Origin of the sequence: Nocardia gipuzkoensis (genome assembly GCF_021183645.1) — a bacterium.
GTDB lineage: Bacteria > Actinomycetota > Actinomycetes > Mycobacteriales > Mycobacteriaceae > Nocardia > Nocardia abscessus.
Genome location: NZ_CP089225.1, coordinates 2,278,053 through 2,296,081, shown reverse-complemented (window position 1 = coordinate 2,296,081; position 18,029 = coordinate 2,278,053). Strand labels below are relative to the sequence as shown.

At 68.3% G+C, this 18,029-nt stretch carries 20 protein-coding genes; 8 read left to right on the top strand and 12 right to left on the bottom strand.

Going from position 1 to position 18,029, the window contains the following annotated elements; all coding sequences use genetic code 11:
- The first annotated feature begins 185 nt into the window (after positions 1-185).
- Complete coding sequence (locus LTT66_RS10560) at positions 186-776, top strand: alpha/beta hydrolase family protein (protein ID WP_233066340.1); 591 nt, start codon at positions 186-188, stop codon at positions 774-776.
- A gap of 9 nt (positions 777-785) precedes the next feature.
- Here LTT66_RS10560 and LTT66_RS10555 read toward each other — a convergent pair whose 3' ends face one another.
- The 4 genes from LTT66_RS10555 to LTT66_RS10540 form a co-directional block, all read right to left on the bottom strand.
- The gene (locus tag LTT66_RS10555; protein WP_195066213.1) at positions 786-1,457 is read right to left on the bottom strand and encodes a class I SAM-dependent methyltransferase; all 672 of its coding nucleotides are present in this window, start codon (positions 1,455-1,457) and stop codon (positions 786-788) included.
- Positions 1,458-1,506: 49 nt separating this feature from the next.
- Positions 1,507-2,715: an erythromycin esterase family protein gene (locus tag LTT66_RS10550; RefSeq protein WP_233066338.1), complete on the bottom strand. Its 1,209-nt coding sequence runs from the start codon at positions 2,713-2,715 to the stop codon at positions 1,507-1,509.
- 92 nt (positions 2,716-2,807) lie between these two features.
- A complete protein-coding gene (locus tag LTT66_RS10545) occupies positions 2,808-3,914 on the bottom strand; it encodes a DUF4185 domain-containing protein (RefSeq protein ID WP_408638770.1) in 1,107 nt (368 codons plus the stop codon).
- Positions 3,915-4,090: 176 nt separating this feature from the next.
- Entirely contained in the window at positions 4,091-4,846 is a 756-nt protein-coding gene (locus LTT66_RS10540; protein WP_233066336.1) for a crotonase/enoyl-CoA hydratase family protein, read from the bottom strand.
- A gap of 115 nt (positions 4,847-4,961) precedes the next feature.
- Here LTT66_RS10540 and LTT66_RS10535 point away from each other — a divergent pair, with 115 nt between their 5' ends.
- Genes LTT66_RS10535 through LTT66_RS10525 form a run of 3 tightly spaced genes read left to right on the top strand, consistent with a single transcriptional unit; the run spans position 4,962 to position 7,914 of the window.
- Positions 4,962-6,491 carry an acetyl-CoA acetyltransferase gene (locus tag LTT66_RS10535; RefSeq protein ID WP_233066334.1) on the top strand — a complete coding sequence of 510 codons (1,530 nt, stop codon included), beginning with the start codon at positions 4,962-4,964 and terminating at the stop codon, positions 6,489-6,491.
- Positions 6,488-7,267, top strand: a complete 780-nt coding sequence (locus LTT66_RS10530) for a crotonase/enoyl-CoA hydratase family protein (protein ID WP_181724929.1) — start codon at positions 6,488-6,490, stop codon at positions 7,265-7,267. Before LTT66_RS10535 ends, LTT66_RS10530 begins: the two co-directional genes overlap by 4 nt.
- A gap of 5 nt (positions 7,268-7,272) precedes the next feature.
- The gene (locus LTT66_RS10525) at positions 7,273-7,914 is read left to right on the top strand and encodes a TetR/AcrR family transcriptional regulator (protein ID WP_233066332.1); all 642 of its coding nucleotides are present in this window, start codon (positions 7,273-7,275) and stop codon (positions 7,912-7,914) included.
- A gap of 13 nt (positions 7,915-7,927) precedes the next feature.
- On the opposite strand, the gene LTT66_RS10520 is transcribed toward LTT66_RS10525, so the two are convergent.
- Positions 7,928-8,719 carry an alpha/beta fold hydrolase gene (locus LTT66_RS10520; RefSeq protein WP_233066329.1) on the bottom strand — a complete coding sequence of 264 codons (792 nt, stop codon included), beginning with the start codon at positions 8,717-8,719 and terminating at the stop codon, positions 7,928-7,930.
- A gap of 109 nt (positions 8,720-8,828) precedes the next feature.
- Between LTT66_RS10520 and LTT66_RS10515 the strand changes: the two genes are divergently transcribed.
- From LTT66_RS10515 to LTT66_RS10500, 4 genes are all read left to right on the top strand, one after another.
- Positions 8,829-9,053 (top strand): hypothetical protein, encoded by a 225-nt coding sequence (locus LTT66_RS10515; RefSeq protein ID WP_159846189.1) that lies wholly within the window; start codon positions 8,829-8,831, stop codon positions 9,051-9,053.
- Positions 9,040-9,336, top strand: coding sequence for a hypothetical protein (locus LTT66_RS10510; protein WP_043699943.1), 297 nt, complete (start codon positions 9,040-9,042; stop codon positions 9,334-9,336). Before LTT66_RS10515 ends, LTT66_RS10510 begins: the two co-directional genes overlap by 14 nt.
- 142 nt (positions 9,337-9,478) lie before the next feature.
- Positions 9,479-9,808 carry a hypothetical protein gene (locus LTT66_RS10505; protein ID WP_220136065.1) on the top strand — a complete coding sequence of 110 codons (330 nt, stop codon included), beginning with the start codon at positions 9,479-9,481 and terminating at the stop codon, positions 9,806-9,808.
- Positions 9,809-9,973: 165 nt separating this feature from the next.
- A complete protein-coding gene (locus tag LTT66_RS10500; protein WP_233066326.1) occupies positions 9,974-10,570 on the top strand; it encodes a hypothetical protein in 597 nt (198 codons plus the stop codon).
- Positions 10,571-10,629: 59 nt separating this feature from the next.
- Here LTT66_RS10500 and LTT66_RS10495 read toward each other — a convergent pair whose 3' ends face one another.
- From LTT66_RS10495 to LTT66_RS10465, 7 genes are all read right to left on the bottom strand, one after another.
- Positions 10,630-10,932, bottom strand: a complete 303-nt coding sequence (locus LTT66_RS10495; protein WP_181724937.1) for a DUF1905 domain-containing protein — start codon at positions 10,930-10,932, stop codon at positions 10,630-10,632.
- 42 nt (positions 10,933-10,974) lie between these two features.
- Entirely contained in the window at positions 10,975-12,183 is a 1,209-nt protein-coding gene (locus tag LTT66_RS10490; protein ID WP_233066323.1) for a hypothetical protein, read from the bottom strand.
- 154 nt (positions 12,184-12,337) lie between these two features.
- A complete protein-coding gene (locus LTT66_RS10485) occupies positions 12,338-13,279 on the bottom strand; it encodes an alpha/beta fold hydrolase (RefSeq protein ID WP_233066320.1) in 942 nt (313 codons plus the stop codon).
- A 78-nt stretch (positions 13,280-13,357) separates the two neighbouring features.
- On the bottom strand, positions 13,358-14,512 hold the full coding sequence (locus LTT66_RS10480) for an MFS transporter (RefSeq protein WP_233066317.1): 1,155 nt from the start codon (positions 14,510-14,512) through the stop codon (positions 13,358-13,360).
- Positions 14,513-15,070, bottom strand: a complete 558-nt coding sequence (locus LTT66_RS10475) for a cytochrome b (protein WP_233066314.1) — start codon at positions 15,068-15,070, stop codon at positions 14,513-14,515. It abuts the gene before it with no gap.
- Between the two features lie 4 nt (positions 15,071-15,074).
- Positions 15,075-16,151 (bottom strand): catalase family peroxidase, encoded by a 1,077-nt coding sequence (locus LTT66_RS10470; protein WP_233066311.1) that lies wholly within the window; start codon positions 16,149-16,151, stop codon positions 15,075-15,077.
- Between the two features lie 67 nt (positions 16,152-16,218).
- The gene (locus LTT66_RS10465; RefSeq protein ID WP_233066310.1) at positions 16,219-18,024 is read right to left on the bottom strand and encodes a thiamine pyrophosphate-binding protein; all 1,806 of its coding nucleotides are present in this window, start codon (positions 18,022-18,024) and stop codon (positions 16,219-16,221) included.
- Between the last annotated feature and the right edge of the window lie 5 nt (positions 18,025-18,029).

Here is an 18,029-nt window from a genome sequence, read left to right as displayed (position 1 = left end):
TTTGATGGCCGCGACTTCGTCGCGAACGGCGCATGCTCGGTCTTTCGGCGCCCACGGAGCCGGGCCGATGCGTTACCGCTGGTTAAGGCTGGCCGAGACTTCGAACTCGCCGGACAGGGCAGTCGCTGTCGCGATCGTGCGGGGTAGGGGTACGCCGCGCCGCCGGAACTGCCAAAATAGCCACAATGCGCATCGAGACGAGTGCTGGGCCGGCTGAGGTGGAGCTCGAACAGCCGCGCAGGCCCGCGTTCCTGCTGCTGCTCACGCATGGCGCTGGTGGTGGGGTGGATGCGAAGGACCTGCTCGCGGTGCGTGATGTGGCGCTGCGGCTGGGGGGTGCGGTGGGGCGGGTGGTGCAGCCGTATCGGGTCGCCGGGCGGCGCGCGCCGGGGTCGGCGGTCAAGCAGGACGAGGCTTGGCTCGAGATCGTCGCTCAGCTGCGCGGGCGCAAGCGCATTCCGCTGATCCAGGGCGGGCGCAGCAACGGGGCGCGGGTGGCCTGTCGAACGGCGGTCGCGGCGCGGGCCCGTGGCGTGCTCGCGTTGTCCTTCCCGTTGCATCCGCCGGGTAAGCCGGAGAACTCGCGCCGGGACGAGCTGCTCGCCCCGGGCGACATCGACGTGGTGGTCGTCAATGGAGCCAACGACCCGTTCGGCATTCCCGAGCCCGCCGACGCCGCCGAAGTGCGTGTCATTCCCGGGCAGCCGCACGCCTTCCGTGCCGGTTTCGATCTGATCGCCGAGACCGTCGCGCCATGGCTGGAGCGCTGGTCCTGAATTTCGACCCTATTCGGCGGGCCGGGTGGCGATGACCAGAGCGTCGATGGCGTCGCCGGTTTCGGTCGGACGGTAGACGCGGTCGGCGATGCGGACGCGGATCCGGCTCGCCGCCGCCAGGGGACCGAGGTCGGCGACCACGTCGTCGGGGGTGAACAGGATGGCCGGGTCCTGCGGCCCGCCGCAGCCATCGGTGATGTTGGTGGTGTCGTGGCCGAGCACGAGCAGGGTGCCTTCCGGAGCCAGCAACCCCGCCGCTCGGCGGACCAGCGCGCGGCGCTGCTCGGCGGGCAGATGCAGGAAGACCATCAAGACCAGCTCGAACGGTCCGGTGATCCCCGCCTCGTCCAGGTCGGTGACGTCGGCGCATTGCCAGGTGATGCGATTGCGGACCGAGCGGGACAAGCGCGAGGCCACGGTGCGGCCTTTGTCGATGCCCACCTGGGAGTAGTCGACGGCGTGCACCTGCCAACCGTGCGTGGCGAGCCAGAGGGTGTTTCGCCCCTCCCCGCAGGCCAAGTCGAGGGCGCGGGGGAACTCCGGAGCCTCGCCCTCGGGTGTGGTCTGCAGCGGCGCACGGCGTTCCAACCCGTAGACGTGCTCCACCACGGTGTTGTTCGGCGGTGCGCCCCAGACCAATTCCGTTTGCGCGTAGCGCTCGTCCCAGTCGGCCGCATCCATGTCTCGAGTCTATTGATCGCGCGGCCCGCGACCCCGGGGGTTGCTCGAGTTAGGCCGATACCTGCGACAGCCAGTGCACCGGCGTGGTCTCGCGCACGTGGATCAGCACGTCGAAGGCGTCGGCGAGCGAGGCGAGGCGGACGTTCGCCGTGGCGTCCGCGGCCGGGTCGTAGACGCCGCTGATGGTGCGCAATTTGGCGGGGGCGTTGAGCCAGCCGCGCACCGGGTCCGGCGCCTCGGCGCGCAGGTCCACGTAGTACGCGGGCAGGTCGACTGCGCCCAGCGCGGCGTCCACCAGGTCCGGCTGCGGGTCGGGCGCCACGGCCACACCGAGGTCGCCGTGGTGGAAGCCGATGCCGACGGACAGGTATCCGTCGCCCAGGTCGGCACGCAGATGACTTCCCGCCCCGCGGAATTCGGCCGTGTCGTAGACGATCGGAAGGTTGGTGGTGTGCGCCAGCCCGTCCCAGTAGACGATCTTGGCGCCGGTCGAGTGTCGCCACCGCAGCACGGTCTCGGCGGAAGGCCGTTCGTCCCGGGCGAACCCCTGGCTCGCGACGCTGTGCCGGTGAAAGTCGAGGATCAGGCGGGCGTGGGCGAACGCCGTGGCGCGCTCCTTCGTGTCCGGCAACTGCGCGAGCAGCGCGAGGACGTCTTCGGCGTGCTCGGCGAACGGACGGCCGGGATGGATGCCCTGGTGGCGCTGGACGTGCTCGTCGACTTGGTGCGCGGTGCGGATCGGCGCGAGGTGCGCCTCGATCGCGGCGGATCGGCCGGGGGCCGCACGGCGCACATAGTCCAGCACCGCGTCGTAGTCGCTCGGCTCGGCATGGGGCGGTTCGACGCCGAAGACGCGCACCGGGTCTTCCGGATGCGCCAGGTTGTATTCGCGGATCCAACGCAGCGTGGCCACCGATTCCTCGGTACGCCACGGGCGCCAGGCGCCGGCGAGCACGGTTTCCGGGTCGCTTTCGCCCGTGGTGACGAACCGGTCCCAGCGCTCGCCGGAACGCGCGCTGTCCTGAATCGCCAAGGCGCGGAAGCCATGCCGTTCGACGAGCCCGCGGAATATCCGCTCCCGCACACCGAAGGTCTGCCGGGAGAACCGCGTCGACTCACCCAGCCCCACGACACTGGCGGCGCCGAGCCGCGCGATCAAGGTGTCGAGCTCCGGGCCGGGAGCCTCCGGATCGGAGCTGTCGATCGCGACGGCGTTGTCGCGCAGCCAGGCGCGGACGTCGGCGGTGGTGCTGAGCATGATGCCTCCCGAATGTGAACGATCCGACGCGGCTCAGCCTCATACATCAACCATTGTTGAGGTCAAGCGCCGCGCCGGATCGCCGCCACGGGTTACAGCGTCGTACGCATGAGCACGACGTTGTACTGGCTGTGCACCGTCGTGAGGAAGTACAGATCACGCCCTGTCTGGTACGGAAAGATCGAAGGCGCGTAGGCGGTGGGCAATTCCCTGCTATCGATCAGTACTTCCGGATCGCTCCACGGGCCGACCGGGGAGGAAGCGCGCCGCATCACCACGGAATTGAATCGGTCGGTGGTGAGTGAAATGTATTGTCCGAGATAAGCGTTGTACATCACCGACAGTTCGCCGACGCCCCACATGATCGGTGCGGCGGCATCGACGTCGTTCTTCCGCCACGCGCGGCCGTCCCAGTATTCGTACTCGGCGAGATTCCCGATGTCCGGTCCGCGCACCCGGGCCACGTGCGCGGTGTGACCCCGTCCGGATCGGGTGCCGTATTCGTAGATGTATCCGCCGTCGGCGAGAAACGCGTTCATTTGGAAGTTGGCGTTCCCGCCCTCGTTGTTACGCCGGGTTTCGGGCAGTTCGGCCCAGGTCTCGCCGTTGTCTCCGGAGACGGCGAGGCCGGAGAAGTTGGTGCTCCACTGACCGACGTCGTCCCAGGTCTTCACCGACATCAGGCTCATGTACTGCGCGCCGTCGACAGCGATGCCCGCGGTGGGAATCCGGCTGATCTCCAGGAACGGAATCTTCGGGCTGGGAATCAGGTCGCGCGCCTGACCGAACACGTCGCGCACCACGCTGTCGAAGAAGATGCCCTCGGCGGGATCCGTGGTGTGGCTGCGCAGCAGGATATTGCTGCGCCAGGACCACATGCTGCCCGCGAGGAGATTCGGGACTCCGACGCCCGCGGTGTCGCCGAAAGCGGTGAGCATTTCGCCGTGCCCGTTGTCCCACATGATGCCGAGATCGGTGCCGAGGACGTTATAGGTCTGGGTGTTGTTCGGGCTGGCCATGCCGGTCACCTGGAAGACCGCCTTGGTGCGGCCGAGCAGATTCGGTAACCCGGTCGTTCCGTTGAGCACTGGAATCGGATTGATGGCGTTCGGGTTGGCGATGGCGGGGGTGGTCGCCGTGACGAGCAAGGCCGAGACACCCGCCATCGCCGAGAGTAGGAAGGATGCGGTCTTGATCACTGTCTGTGAGCCCTCCGGTTTCTTCCCGAGAGCGGTGCGAACCACGGACTTCCCGCGATACACAGACCCTTCGCAGTGTGCCGTGCACCACTAGTCGACTGGCTGGCAAATCGTGCAAATGTTAGCAGCGGAACCGGTCGCCGGAGGGCTTATGTCAAAGACTGGCGAATTTCCAGCTATCTATCTTCGGTGCGGCCGAGTGCTTTGCGGAGGATCAGCGGGAGCTGGGTCGCGCGTTCCACGGCGAAGGTTCGCCGAGTGGATGCCTGCCACGACTTCTCGAACAGTCGCTTGGCGGCGGCGACGGCATGCGGCGACCGGGGCGCGAGGCGGTCGGCGAGTTTCTCGGCCTCGGCGACGGGGTCTGCCGCCAGTTCGGTGACCAAGCCGATCTTCGCGGCGTAGGCCGCGTCGACGGTGTCCGCGGTCATCGTGAGCAGGAGGGCTTTGTCGATCCCGATCAGCCTGGACAGCGTCGCCGCGCCGGTCATGTCGGGGACGAGACCGTGCTTGGTTTCCATGACGGAGAACTCGGCGTCGGGGGTCGCGAAGCGGAAGTCCGCGGCGAGCGCTAGCTGGAGACCGCCGCCGTAACAGCGTCCGTGGACCGCCGCGATGACCGGCACGGGCAGGCGGCGCCAAGCCCAGCACGCCTCTTGGAAGGCGTTGGTGCCGCGCCAGGGCCGCGGTACGAAGTTCCGAATGATAGCCAGTGGATCGCTAGCGGCCGCGGAAATATCCAGGCCGCTGCTGAAGCTGGGGCCGTTGCCGGACAGGATGACCGCGCGCACGTCGCTGCGGCGGGCTATGTTCCGAGCGCTGGCAACCAGACCGCTAAGCATGTCGACGGTCAGGCCGTTGTGCTTGTCCGGCCGGTCGAGCGTGACGTACGCGCGGTGGTCGTCGAACCGCAATGCGATGTTGGTGCCCATGCGCGAATCTTACTCGCGAGTCAGTTCTGGATGCGGCTGTTGCCCGAGCGCTCGAGCTCTGTTCTAATCGGACTCAAGTTACCGTCAATGTTGACGGTTATCGAGCGGAGGACGCATGCTGCCAGCCGGAATGGACCCGAGGACGCCGGTGCTCGTCGGCGCCGGGCAGGTCGTACATCGACCGGATGAGCCCGGTTTGCCCGGCCCGGTCCACCTCGCCGCCGAGTCGCTGCGCCGGGCGGGCGCCGACAGCGGTGTCGGTGACCGTTTACTGCGATCGGCCGACCTGATCGCCGCCGTCGCCCCGGTCAGCCGTCCCTACGGTGACTTGGGCGCGCTCGTCGCCGCCGATCTGGGCGCCACTCCGAGAAAGACCGTGCAGTCGGTGCGCTTCGGCGGCGACGCACCGCAGCGGCTGCTCAACACCGTGGCGCAGGCCATCGCCGACGGCCGTTCGGACGTCGCACTGCTCACCGGAGCCGAAGCGGTGTCCTCCTGGAACGCCGCTACCCGCACCGGCACGGCGGTGGACTGGCCGGAGCAGGCGGAGGATGTGGGCCCCGACGAGGTCATCGGCTCCGACCGGGGGCCGAACTCGGACATGGAGACCGCCGCCGGTCTGTGGGGTCCGGTGTACTTCTACGCGCTCATGGAGACCGCGTTGCGCCGCAGGCTCGGATCGAGCGAGGCGGCGCACCGGGAGCGGATCGGTGAACTGTGGGCGCGGCTGTCGCGGATCGCGGCCCACAATCCGTATGCGTGGCAGCCCATCCCGCACAGCGCAGCCGACCTCGTGACGCCCGCGCCCGCCAACCGTATGGTGTCGACGCCGTATCCGAAGCTGATGGTCGCGAACTTGACCGTCGACCTGGGCGCCGGTCTGATCCTGTGCAGCGCCGCGGCCGCCGACGCCGCCGGAGTGCCGCGCGACCGGTGGGTGTTCCCGCATGGCGGCGCCACCGCGACCGACGAGTGGTTCGTCTCCGAACGTATGGACATGTCCCGCTCGCCCGCCATCGCGGCGGCGGGGAAAGCGGCGCTCGGCGCGGCCGGAATCGCGATAGACGACGTGGCCCACATCGACCTCTACTCCTGCTTCCCGGTCGCGGTACAGATCGCCGCCGAGGAACTCGGCCTGCCGATCGATGATCCGGCACGGCCGCTGTCGGTCACCGGCGGACTGACCTTCGCGGGCGGACCGGGCAACAACTACACGACCCATTCGATCGCGACATTGTCCGGCATCTTGCGCGCGGACCCGGGCGCCTACGGCCTGGCGACGGCGCTCGGCTGGTACAGCACCAAGCACGGCGTCGGCGTGTACTCGGCCCGGCCACCCGAGCGGCTGTTCCGCGCGGTCGAAGCGGAGGTGCCGCGGGCCCGGCGCGAACCGGCGCCCGGGTATACCGGTCCCGCCTCGGTCGAGGCGTACACCGTCGCCTACCGCAAGGGTCCCGCGCCGGACCGTGCCGACGAGCCGGAAGCCGTTGTGGTGAGCGCCTTGACACCGGCGGGAACCCGCATACTGGTCCGGGCGTCGGATGCCGACACCCTCGCGGCGTTCACCGCGGGCGATCCGCTCGGCGCGGACGCCGAGATCGCCGCGGACTCGTTCACCCTGCTCACCGAGAGGAGCGTCAAATGACCGAGGCGGGCAGGCCCGACTTCGTCCTTGTCGAGCGGCGCGACGCGATCACCGTGCTGACGGTCAACCGTCCGCAGGCGCGCAACGCGATCAATCTGGCCACCGCGCAGGCCATCGAGGCCGCCGTCGACGAGTTCGAGGCCGACGACGCCGCGCGCGTGCTCGTGCTCACCGGTGCGGGCGGAACCTTCAGCGCCGGTATGGATCTGGTCGCCGCGTCGAAAGGCGAGATGCCGATGACGCAGCGCCGCGGTCCGCTCGGCATCTCGGCCAAGCCTCCGGCGAAACCGATGATCTCCGCGGTCGAGGGCTTCGCGCTGGCCGGTGGTTTCGAGCTGGCGCTGTCGGGCGACCTCATCGTCGCCGCCCGTGATGCGCAGTTCGGCATCCCCGAGGTCAAGCGCGGTCTGGTGGCGGCGGGCGGTGGTGTGCTGCGGCTGACCCAGCGGCTGCCGCGCAGCACGGCCGCCGAACTCGCGCTGACCGGCGGGCGGATCGGAGCCGAGCGGCTCTATCAGCTCGGCTTGGTCAACCGGGTCACCGAGCCGGGTGCGGCGCTGTCGGCGGCGCTCGAACTCGCGGCCGAGATCGCCGCCGCCGCACCGCTGGCGGTGGCCGCGAGCAAGCGCATCATCGATGAGTCGCCGGATTGGCCGGTCGCGGAGGCCTTCGCGAAGCAGGGCGAGATCGCCTTGCCCGCGCTGCTGTCCAAAGACGCCGCCGAGGGCGCGCTGGCGTTCGCGCAGAAGCGCGAGCCGAAGTGGCAGGGACGCTGAGGGGCATGCCGCGACCGGTCCGGCAGCCGCAGGCGCAGCGCAGAGAGCGCATGCGCACGCGGCTGCTGGACGCGGCGGTGGAGAGCCTGGTGGAGGTCGGTTACGCGGGCACCACCACGCTCGAGGTGCAGAAACGGGCAGGCGTGCCGCGCGGGACGTTGCAGCACTACTTCCCGACCAGGGCCGACCTGCTGGCCGGTGCCGTCGAGCACGTGGCGCAGCGCCGATTCGACCAGCTGACCAGTGAATTCGAGGCGATCCCCGACCAGGCGGACCGGTTGGAGACGGCCGTCGAACTGACCATGCGCATGCTCAGCGGGCCGTCGTTCTGGGCGGCGTTGGAGATGTGGGTCGGCGCGCGCACCGATCCGGAACTGCGTGCGGCGTTCCTGCCGCTGGAGGTTCGCCTGTTCGAACTGATGCACACCAGCATCCGCGACAGCTTCCGCCGCGAATTCCCGGACGACCCACGGGTTCCCACGATCACCGAGTTCACCATCGAGATCATGACCGGCCTGGCCCTGCGGGTGCTGCTCACCGGAGACGCGAGCCGTAATCAGATCCTGCGGCACCGATGGGGCAACGCCGTACGCGTCCTGCTCGGCACGGCGGCCGCGGACACGTTGCTCGATCCGCCCGCACGCTGAGCCGGGCGGACGCCTACCGCGTGCGGGTGATCGTCTCGAGTAAGACCTGGGCGCAGCCGGCCGGGTCGTCGAAGAACGGCGTGTGCCCGCTGCCGTGCAGCGTGACGTGCTCGGCGTGCGGCAGCGCGCTGCGCGCCTTACGGCTCTGGGTCGCGTAGGTGAGCAGAATATCGCGGCTGCCCCAGGCGATGGTCACCGGAATGTCGGCGAGAGCGCGGATTTCCGGCAGCCGGACATCGGTGAACGAGGCGAGCGCCTCCTCGAATCCGGCCGAGTCCGCCGCGCCGATGGCGGTCTCCAGCGCCACCTGTTTGTCCAGTGCCCACGGCTTGCCGAAGATCAGCGACAGGAATGCGGTCCGGCCAGCGGCGGTGCCGAGGACGGACGGCAGGGCGGGCCGCAGCAGGCGCGCGAGCGCCCGTGACTTGCCCAGCGACTGCTGACACCAGACGCGACCCGCGGTGTCCCAGAACCCGATCGGCGAGTAGGCCGTGACGGAGCGAGCCAGTCCGCGAGCGCCCAGTTCGAGGGTGATCAGCCCGCCCATCGAATTACCCGCCAGGTGCGGCCGGTCGATCCCTTGCGCGGCGAGGAATTCGGCGAGCGCCTCGGTGAGGTTGGGCACCGTGGTGTGCGCCAGCGGGTGCGTCGATCCGCCGAAGCCTGGCAGATCGACCGCGATCACCTCGTACGACGTGGCCAGGGTGTCGATGATCGGCTCCCACACCTGCCACCGGCTTCCGACCCCGTGGACCAGCACGAGCGGCTCGCCCGCGCCGACGCGGTGATGGTGCAACGTCGTCATGGGCCAACCCTAACAGCAGTCACCTGTCATCAGTTGGGATCACGCAGGTGGCGTGGCGGGTGGGCCGAGGGCTGGCGCCGCAGGCGCTTCCCCCGGTACGATAATTGGTATGGCAACGCGTAAGGTCACCCTTTCGCTGGATGAAGCCGCCTGGTCATACGCCGAACAGGCGGCCGCTCGCGCGGGGATGTCGCCGTCGGCGTGGATATCGAAGGCCGCGCGACGGGAAGCCGTGCGCACCGGCGTCGGTCCGGTGTCGGATGTGACCGCCGAAGCCGCCGCCGACGCGGCCGAGCTGGCGGCTGCCGAGGAGGAGATGCGTGCGTCGGGGTGAACTGTGGATCTACAACCCGCATGGTTCGCCGCGACGCCGGACGGTCGTGCTCATCAGCAGTGACGGCATCAACGAATCGCCCCGCCCTTGGCTGATCGCGGCCGAGGTCATCGAGGACGATCCGCAGGACATCCTCGCGGTTCCGGTAAAGGAACACGGCTGGGTGCATGCCGGGAACATCGGGCGCATCTTCCGTGGGTGGCTGGCCGAGCGGGTCGATGTGGTGGACACCGAAACCCTGGAGCGCCTCGACACCGCGTTGCGCGCCGCGATGGACCTCTGAGATCGGTCCCCGGTGATCGCTGTGTCGCAAGGTATCCCGTGCCCGAGGCCCGGAACGACTACCGCTGGACGCCGCACGGCATTATGGTGGCCACGCCACCGACAGTGGTCAGTCGAGGAAGAGGAGTCAGGTGCGGATCTGCATGATCGCCGCGGCGCTGATCGCGCTGCCGGTGCTCGCGGCATGCGGCAGCGACAAGGACACGGCGGCGCCCACGGTGACGCAGGCCGATCTCGCCAAGTCGTTGCAGGACAAGGGCCTCAAGAACAAGCAACTGGCCGACTGCGCCGCGAAGGTGTTCGTGGACCAGGGAATCTCGCAGGCCGGACTGCGGATCATGATCAGCGACGAGTACGACACCAAGGCTCCCAACCAGGAGACGCTGGGGATGACCAAGGAAGACGCGGACAAGGCGCGCGCCGCCAGCGGTCGCATCGCCGGCGAGTGCATGTCGGCGGCCCAGCCGCGCTGAGCGCGCGCGATCGCCGGTGCACCGCGGTCTCGGCCGGGTAGCCGACGATTCGCGTAGCGGGGCGGCGGAGCAGACCGTACGCTGTCGCTACGTCGACGCGGGAGTCGACCAGAAGCCGAGGATTCGACCGTGTCACAGCCGCCTTTCCCGACGTCGCCTTATCCGATGGGATCGCCGCCACCGCCACCGATCACTCCCTCCGGCCGCTGGTTCGTGCTGGGCGGCGCGCTGATCGCCCTCGGAATCATCGGCGGGATCGTGCTCGGGGCCGTCGGTTTCCTGCAGACCTCCGGCCGGATCGATGATTTCCAGCGGGTCAGGGTGCCCGGCTCCGGCATGGTGAACCTGGCGGAGTCCGGCGGCTACACCGTGTACTTCGAGTACCCGGGTGCGTCGTCACGGGGCACCTCCGGCACGGTCGACCTGCGGGTGCTCGATCCGGCTGGCAAGCGTGTGGAGCTGCGGAAATACGACGCCTCCGTCACCTATTCCTTCGGCAAGCACGAGGGACGGGCCGGGTTCTCGTTCGATGCCGTCGAGCCGGGCGCATACCGCGTCACGACGGCCGGTAGCTCCGAGGTGACAGTGGCCGTGGGCCGAGGACTCGGTTCGTCGTTCGTGGGCACCCTGCTCGGTGCGCTCGCCCTCGGTTTCGGTGGCGTGGTGCTCGGTGTGCTCGTGATCGTGGTGGTGGCGGTCAAGCGGAGCGCGAGCAAGCGCACGGGAGGGTTCCCGCCGCCGGGACGTTCGGTCGAGTACTGAATCCCGAACCCGACGCGCGCGTCCAGCGAAGTGGTTCGACGTCGGCGCGGATTCGCCCGTCAGAGTGCGACGGTGAGCTCGATTCGCGCAGCCGATCCCGCCTCCAGCCCCTCCGCGACCCGCACCGCCTTCTTGACCGGCAGCACGTAGGTCGACCGCGACTTGTCCGGGAACAGCGAAGTGGACCACCGGCTGCCGCCGATGACCACGTGCACCCGCACCGCGCCGAATCCACCCGAACGATGCGCGTACCGCTCCTCGATCTCATCGGCCACGTCCTCGGGCAGCGAGACGAAGTGCCAGGCGGCATCCCCCTGGTGTTCCCACACTTCCGCCGTGAACGAGTACCGCGAACCAGTCACGCCGCGACAGTAGCGGCGGGCACCGACATCGGTTACCTCGACTCAGCTTCGGTGTGCCGGTTCGATCGGCACAGCCGCCTCCGAAAGGCGGGACCATGCCACCTGGTCGGGCCAGTCGACCGCACGGTATCGAGTCGGGCGAAGCCCGGGGATCGGCGTAATGCCGGTGATCTCGACGGCGGTCTCGAACGGAACCCAGAGTGTCTGTTCCATGTCCTCACGTATGAATGCGATGTAATCCGCCTCGGGCAGCGAGGTGCGCACCCCTTCGCCCCACACCGTCACCATCTGCGGCGAACTGTCTTCCTCCTCTTGCCGCACCATGATGTCGGCGAAGAAGAGAGACGCGGACTCGTCGTCATCGAAGTCCCCGGCGAGGTCGTACTTGCTTTCCAGCCACTCCCGCTGCGCGCCGTATCGAGTGCAGGCCAGCAGCGTACGGGCTCGGGCGACGGCGGGCGGCAACGGTCCGGTGATCGCCCGATCCAGTGGGACCACCATCCCGTTGTCGTCGACTGTGTAGGCCTGCGGTGACAGGGGGCGGTCGGCTTCACGGACTTCCTGCTCCACGGTCTGATACAGATGCTCGAGCAGTGCCGGATCACCTGGAGCGACGATCAACGACGTGTGATCCGGAATGAACGCCACCGGCCGGTGCCGGTAGCTGCTGGTGCACGCCGCCAGCCAGCCCGGAACCAGCAGCCACGACGGGAGATAGCTCGAGTCGTCCACGACGATGCGGACAATGGCATCGTCATCGAACTCGGTGGTGATGACCGTTTCCGCGAGATTCTGCCGCGCGGCGTCGAACGCCTCCTCCGCGTCCACGCCCCATTCGACCAGCTGCTCTTGTGACGGGAGTCGGATCCGGCCCGGCTCATCGATCGCCACCATCTCATCGATGAACGGAAAAGCGGGCCGCCGCAACCGGGAAACGGAATCTTCGAGCAGGTACGTGCAGGGCCGCAGAACGGGTCGCAACAGCGGACGGACCTGGTCCCAGCTCGACAGTGTCAGAGCTGGAGCGAGCATCGCGGTGACGAACCGCTCCACCTCAGCTCGTCGTTCCTCGGCGGAGGAATCCCGCACCTGCTGGAAGATGTTGCTCAGATTGAGCACCATGTCGCCGTCGTATCGGATGACGAACTCATCCGGGTCATAGGACACGCGGGTGGCGCCGGCCTTCATCATTTCCTGATAGACCTGCAACGCGAACTGCCGTTGCGCAGTCCGCTCCTCGTGTATCGACATCCACACCTTGCCTTCGCACCGCGTCCACCGACCCGTCCCAGAGGCGGATCACCACCCCGTTGGGGCGGAGATTCCCACGCTAACGTCCCAGCGTGACCATCCGGCATCTCCTTTCCCACTTCTGGAAACCTGCGAACTGCTCTCGTTCGTGTGATCAGTTCAGGAAGGTCGTGATCCGGGGGATGGTCGCGGCGGGGCAGTCCTCGTGCACGGTGTGGCCGCAGCCGGGCAGGATGACCGCTTGGGCCTGGGGGATGCGATCGGCCAATCGGGTTGCCTGTGCGGACGGCAGCCATTGGTCGTCGCCGCCCCAGAGCACCAGGGTGGGTGCGATCACCTGGTGCAATCCTGCGTCGGTGAGGCGGTAGTCGAGGTTTCGCCACAGGGCCAGGAAGCCGTTACGGTTGGCGGGCCGAGAGAACGGCTGGTAGAACTCGTCGATCAGTTCGTCGGTGACGAGATCCTGGTTCGTGAACGTGCCGCGGATGCTGTCGGCGTAGAAGGACCGGGTGGTGAGATCGGTGGCCAGCTCACCGATCACTGGCGTCTTGAACAGTGGTGTGACCGGGGCTTTTTCGGCGTCCAGGCCGGGGGAGTCCAGCAGCACGAGCCGCTCGACGCGTTCCGGATGCTGTTCGGCGAAGTACAGGCTCCAGGCTCCGCCCCACGAGTGCCCGACCAGCGCGGCGCGGTCCAAGCCGACGGCGTCGAGGAAGGTCGCGATGGCGTCCGCCATGGCGGGCAGGTCGAAGGCGAAACCGGCGTCGTGCAATTCGGTGTAGCCCTGGCTGGGCAGGTCGACCGCGTAGACGGTGTGCTGCTGGGCGAGCGCGGGGGCCACCTCCCGCCAGGAGTACCCCCACAGACCGCCACCGGCGACCAGGACGACGGGTGATCCGGAACCCGAGACGGTGTAGTGGAACCGAGCTAGATCCGTTTCGACATAACGGGATTCGACGCGCGTCAGGTACTGCGAGGGCAGGTCCGATCTCGGCGGTTCCCCGGCGGAGGCGACCGGAATCGCCTGCGCGAACAGCGCGGTCAGTGTGGCGGCGAGCCCGAGGGCCAGGCGGCGGAATCGGAATTCGAATCGCATGAGGTACTCCGTGGCAGATGGATGTCTTCGATCAGAGGACGAGACAGCACCCGCCGACGTGATGGGGTGTGGCCCGTTTCACCACCGCGATCGAACGAGGTGGGGCCGCCCGGCTCCGGCCGCCGCGCCCGCCTGGAGGAGGGTCAGCGCGGTGAGCACGCACAGTGCTACTGCCCAGCCGCTCGTCCGGCTGTGCAGGATGCCCAGCAGCGGTGGGCCGAGAGCGGCCATGGCGAACCCGACGGTCTGCGCCATCGCGGCCAGCGCGGCCGCTTGGATGGCATCGCCGGCGCGTTCGCTCTGAAATGCCATGGCCAGGGCCAAGCTGGCACCGGCGCCGATGCCGAGCAGCAGGATGGCCAGGGGAGCCGAGTCGGAGTCGACGGCGAGCAGCAGGAAGCCCACGGCGGCGAGCGCCGAGGCGGCGATGGCGAGGCGGCGTTTCGCCGCGGTGGTGCGGACGAGCCACGGCATCGTGTTGATCATGAGCAGACCGAGGATCTGGAACGCGAACAGCGACCAACCGGCGGTCTCGGCGGTCACGCCGTTGTCCTGGAGCACGGTGGGCAGCCAGGCGAGCGTCGTGTAGAACCCCAACGCCTGCAAGCCCATGAACGCGCTGACCTGCCAGGCCAAGGGCGAACGCCACGGCATCGACACCCGGCGCACGGTGAGCGCCGGGTCCGGGACGGGCGCCTCGCGCATCCGCCACACCAGCAAGGCCACCGCGACCAGCAGCGTCGCCGAGGCCAGCGCGGAGCGCCACCCGCCGGGCAGCAGATCGGCCAGCGGAACCGCGATCCCCGACGAAACCGCAGCCGCGGCACACATCCCGGCCACCCACGCGCCGGTGACCGCCGTGACCCGCGCGGAGGAGACGCTGTCCCGCACGATCGCGGGCAGCAGCACATTCCCGAACCCGATAGCCACCGCGAGTACCACCGTCCCGGTGAAAAGCCACAGCTGGCCTGGCGCCGAGCGAACCAGCAATCCCACCAGCATCGCGACCAGCGCCAGCCGCACGAGCCGGTCGAGGCCGTGATGGACGGTTCGCAGCACCGCCACCGGGACGACGGCGAAGATCAGCAGGGGCAGGGCCGTGAGCAGTCCCGCGTGGGTGTCCGATAGCCCGGTGTCGCCGGTGATCACCGGCATCAGCGGTCCCACACAGGTCAAAGGGGCACGCAAAGTCGTGCCCACGAGCACGATTCCCTGGCCGGCCGGTCTGCTCATCTATCGCTGCGAGGTCGGGAAGGTCATGCGGCGAAGTAGTTCGTCGCGCAGGACCACTGTGTGGAAGGCGACCGCGCAGACGTGGGCCACCAGCGCGAACAACAGCAGGTAGGCGAGCACGCTGTGCAGCGTCCGCAACGTGGCGTACAGCTCGGGATCGGCCGGTGCGATCGCCGGGACACGCAGTCCCGCGAGGATCTGGATGGGAATCCCGGATGCCGAAACCAGTGCCCACCCGATTAGCGGTTGCGCCAGGAACAGCGCGTACATCAGGATCTCCGATCCGGTGGCGACGAGCCGTTCGGGTCCGCCCATGGTTTCGATCTGCGGTGGTGGCCGGTGCCGGAGGCGGTAGACGAGACGGACGACCGCCAGCAGCAGAATGATCAGCCCGATGGTCTTGTGCCAGGACAGCAGCCGGCTGTAAGGGCCGAGGTAGCCGACCATCGCCGTGCCGATGCCGATCATCGTCACGATCAAGGCCGCCATCGTCCAGTGCAGGATTCGTGCGGTGACGCCGAACCGGGTGGCGTCGGCGGTGCGTTCGGTGAGCGCCATCAGGTCAGACCTCCCTCACCACGACGGCTCCGGTGGGTTTCGCTTCACCCGCACGGCGGCGGAAGGACTCGGCGTAGGCCGCCGAGCGAGCCTGCAGGAGCGGATCATCGGACGGCGCGATGCCGTCGGGCAGCACGAGCGGATCGAAGTTCACGTTCTGCACGTTGTGCCCGGATTCGGTGTGCACCTGTTCCAGGACAACCGTGCCGACCTGGACTTCGCGCCGATCGGGCGGCCAGGCCTTGGTGGCGTCGTCGGTGGGGTCGATACCACGCTCGCCAACCACCACCAGGAACTTCCAGCGCAGCGGCGCTGTCCGCAGGGCGGCGATCAGACCGTCGAAGAGCGCGTTCTCGCCGCTCGAGGGCGGCGCTTGTCGAGGTGGATTGTCCGGTACCAGTCGCCACCGCACCGGTACGGTGTCGCCGCGAGCGCCGGAGAACTCGAAGGCGTTCAGCCCGAAGAACGCGGTGTCCGCGAAAGTCGGTGGTGGAGCGCCCTGTTCGATGATGCTCAGCGCGGCGGCGGTCTTCGGGCGCGATGCGACGTATCGGCTCATCGCGGCGGGGTCGGGCTTGCCGGTAGCCGGATCCGGCGCGAAAGCGAGCGTGCGGTCGTAGAAGTCCTGGGGGGTCGCATCGAGAAAGACGGGGACGTTGATCATCGCCATCCGCCACTGCTCCCCGCCGGGTAGGAACAGCCGCAGCCCCAGCCCCCGGGGTGCGGTCGGCGCGTCGGGCATGTGCGGGTTACCGCCTGCGAGGGAGAACCGGCCGTCGAGCCGGTAGCGCCCCGCTCGGAATACCGATGCCTTCGACAGTTCGACGCCGTTGCCATTGCTTTCGAAGTACCCGGCGACGGCGAGCCCTTTGGCGTGGTTGCGCCGGCAACCGGGGAAGGAGCCGCCCGCGGTGTCTTGCAGGCGGTCCACCAATCTGCGCGCCGTCAGCCGCCACGGCCCGACGACGCTCTCGGTGAACAAGAATCCTCCGATTCCCGCTGCGCCGAGCGCGGCGACAGCGGCGCTGCCGAGCAGCGTGCGGCGATTCAATCGCAAGGAGTGCCGGCTTGCCTCGGTCATGTTTCCCTTTCTCCGTGTGCGGTGCGCCCGCTCAGGGCGCTCGGGCGCAGCTGGACGGTCCGGCCGCTCACGGCGGGCCCATGGACTGGAGTCGTTCGATCAGAACCGGGTCGACATCCGGGTTCTCGGCCAGCAGCATGTCGATCGGTGGCGCGGACGCCGAGGCGATGCGGATGTCGATCACGTAGGGTTCGCCCTTGTCGAGGGTCTTGAACCCGCGCCGCAGCGCATCGGCGAGTTTCGCGGTCTTGGTCACCACTTCGCCGTCGATATCGAAGGTGTCGGCGATCTCCGCGAAGTCCTGGGTAGGCCGGCCCAACCGCAGGTACCAGGCGTCGCTGGTCGGCTGCCAGCCGTAGATCTGCCCGAGGGCGGAAAGACCGGTCATGAGCGTCTTGTACTCGTGGTTGTTCATCACCAGATACAGCACGGGCAGCGCCAATTTGCTGGTCGTCCACCACGAATTGGTGTGGAACAGGGCCGAGCCATCGCCGACTATGGTCACGACGTAGCGGCGCTTGCCCACGGCTAGGGCGATGCCGATCGACGCGGGCAGCGAGAAACCGAGGGATCCGCCGGAAGTACAGAAGTAGGCGTCGGGTGCGTCGTAGGCGATTGCCTTCTGGATCGCCGCCGAGATCGCGAAGTCCTCGTTGATCACGGTCAGCGGCTTGTCGAGTGTCTTCTGCACTTCGGCGAGCTTCATCGGCACGATGTAGTCCGGAATCGCGGGCTCGTGGCCGGAGACGGTGGCTCCTGCCTCGGTGAACGCCTTGTCGCGCCGGGCGTCGAGTTCGAGGAGCCGCCGATTGCGCTGTGCCGCCGCGGCTTCGTCATACGCGGCGTGACCCACGACGGCATCGATGATCAGCGGCAGACTGCGTTTGATGTCGCCGAGCACACCGACGGTGGCATAGGAGTTCTTTCCGATCTCCCACGGATCGTTGTGCAATGTCACCTGTGTGAGCGCGGACGGGATGATCGGGCCCTTCTCCCAGCGGAACACCAGGATCTGCGCCTGGGAATTCACGCCGATCTGGAAGATGGTGTCGAAATCGGCGAGCTGCATGTGCACCCCGTCCTGGGTGGGCACGAGTTCGCCCTGCCAGTGCGGCAGATCGTTCGGATAGTTCATCCGGCTGGCCTGGTTCTCCGAGTACACCGCCGCGCCGAGCGCAGTGGCCAGGCGCTCGATCTCCGGCCACGCGTTCGCCTCGCCTACCCCGTCCCCGACGAGCACCACCGGGTTCTTCGCGTTCGCCAGCTGGTGCGCGGCGTCGGTGACACCGGACGCGTCGGCGGCTACCGCGTGCGCGATGCGCGTCACCCGCCCCGGCTCCTGCTGGGCGGGCGCTTCGAGCAGGAAGTTCCACGGCAACGAGACGAATACCGGCCGGAACGGCGGAACCAGGAGTTCTTTGAAAGCGCGCTGCAACACCAGCGGCATTTCGTCGACACTGCGGATCTCGTGCGCCCACTTCGTGTACTGCTCGGCGGTGTGGACCAGGTCGGAGGCCAGAATCGGTTCCTGGATCAGCAGCTCGCTGTGCTGCTGCCCGCAGAACACGATGAGCGGGATGTTGGATCGGTAGGCGTTGAACAGGTTGCCGATGATGTTGGCCGTGCCGGGGGTGATGTGGACGATCGCCGCGCCGGGGCGTCCCGACATCCGGGCATAGCCCATGGCCGCGCCGAGCGCGATGTTCTCGTGTAGGCACGGCACGTACTCGACACCGTTTTCGGGAATGGTCGTGCCGTCCAGCAACGGAATCTCGTGCGTGCCGGGCACGCCGAAGGCGTATTCGGTGCCGACGTCACGCAGATAGTCGAAGATGATGTCGCGGCCCAGCCTGCGGGGCGGTGTAGCTGTCATGGCCC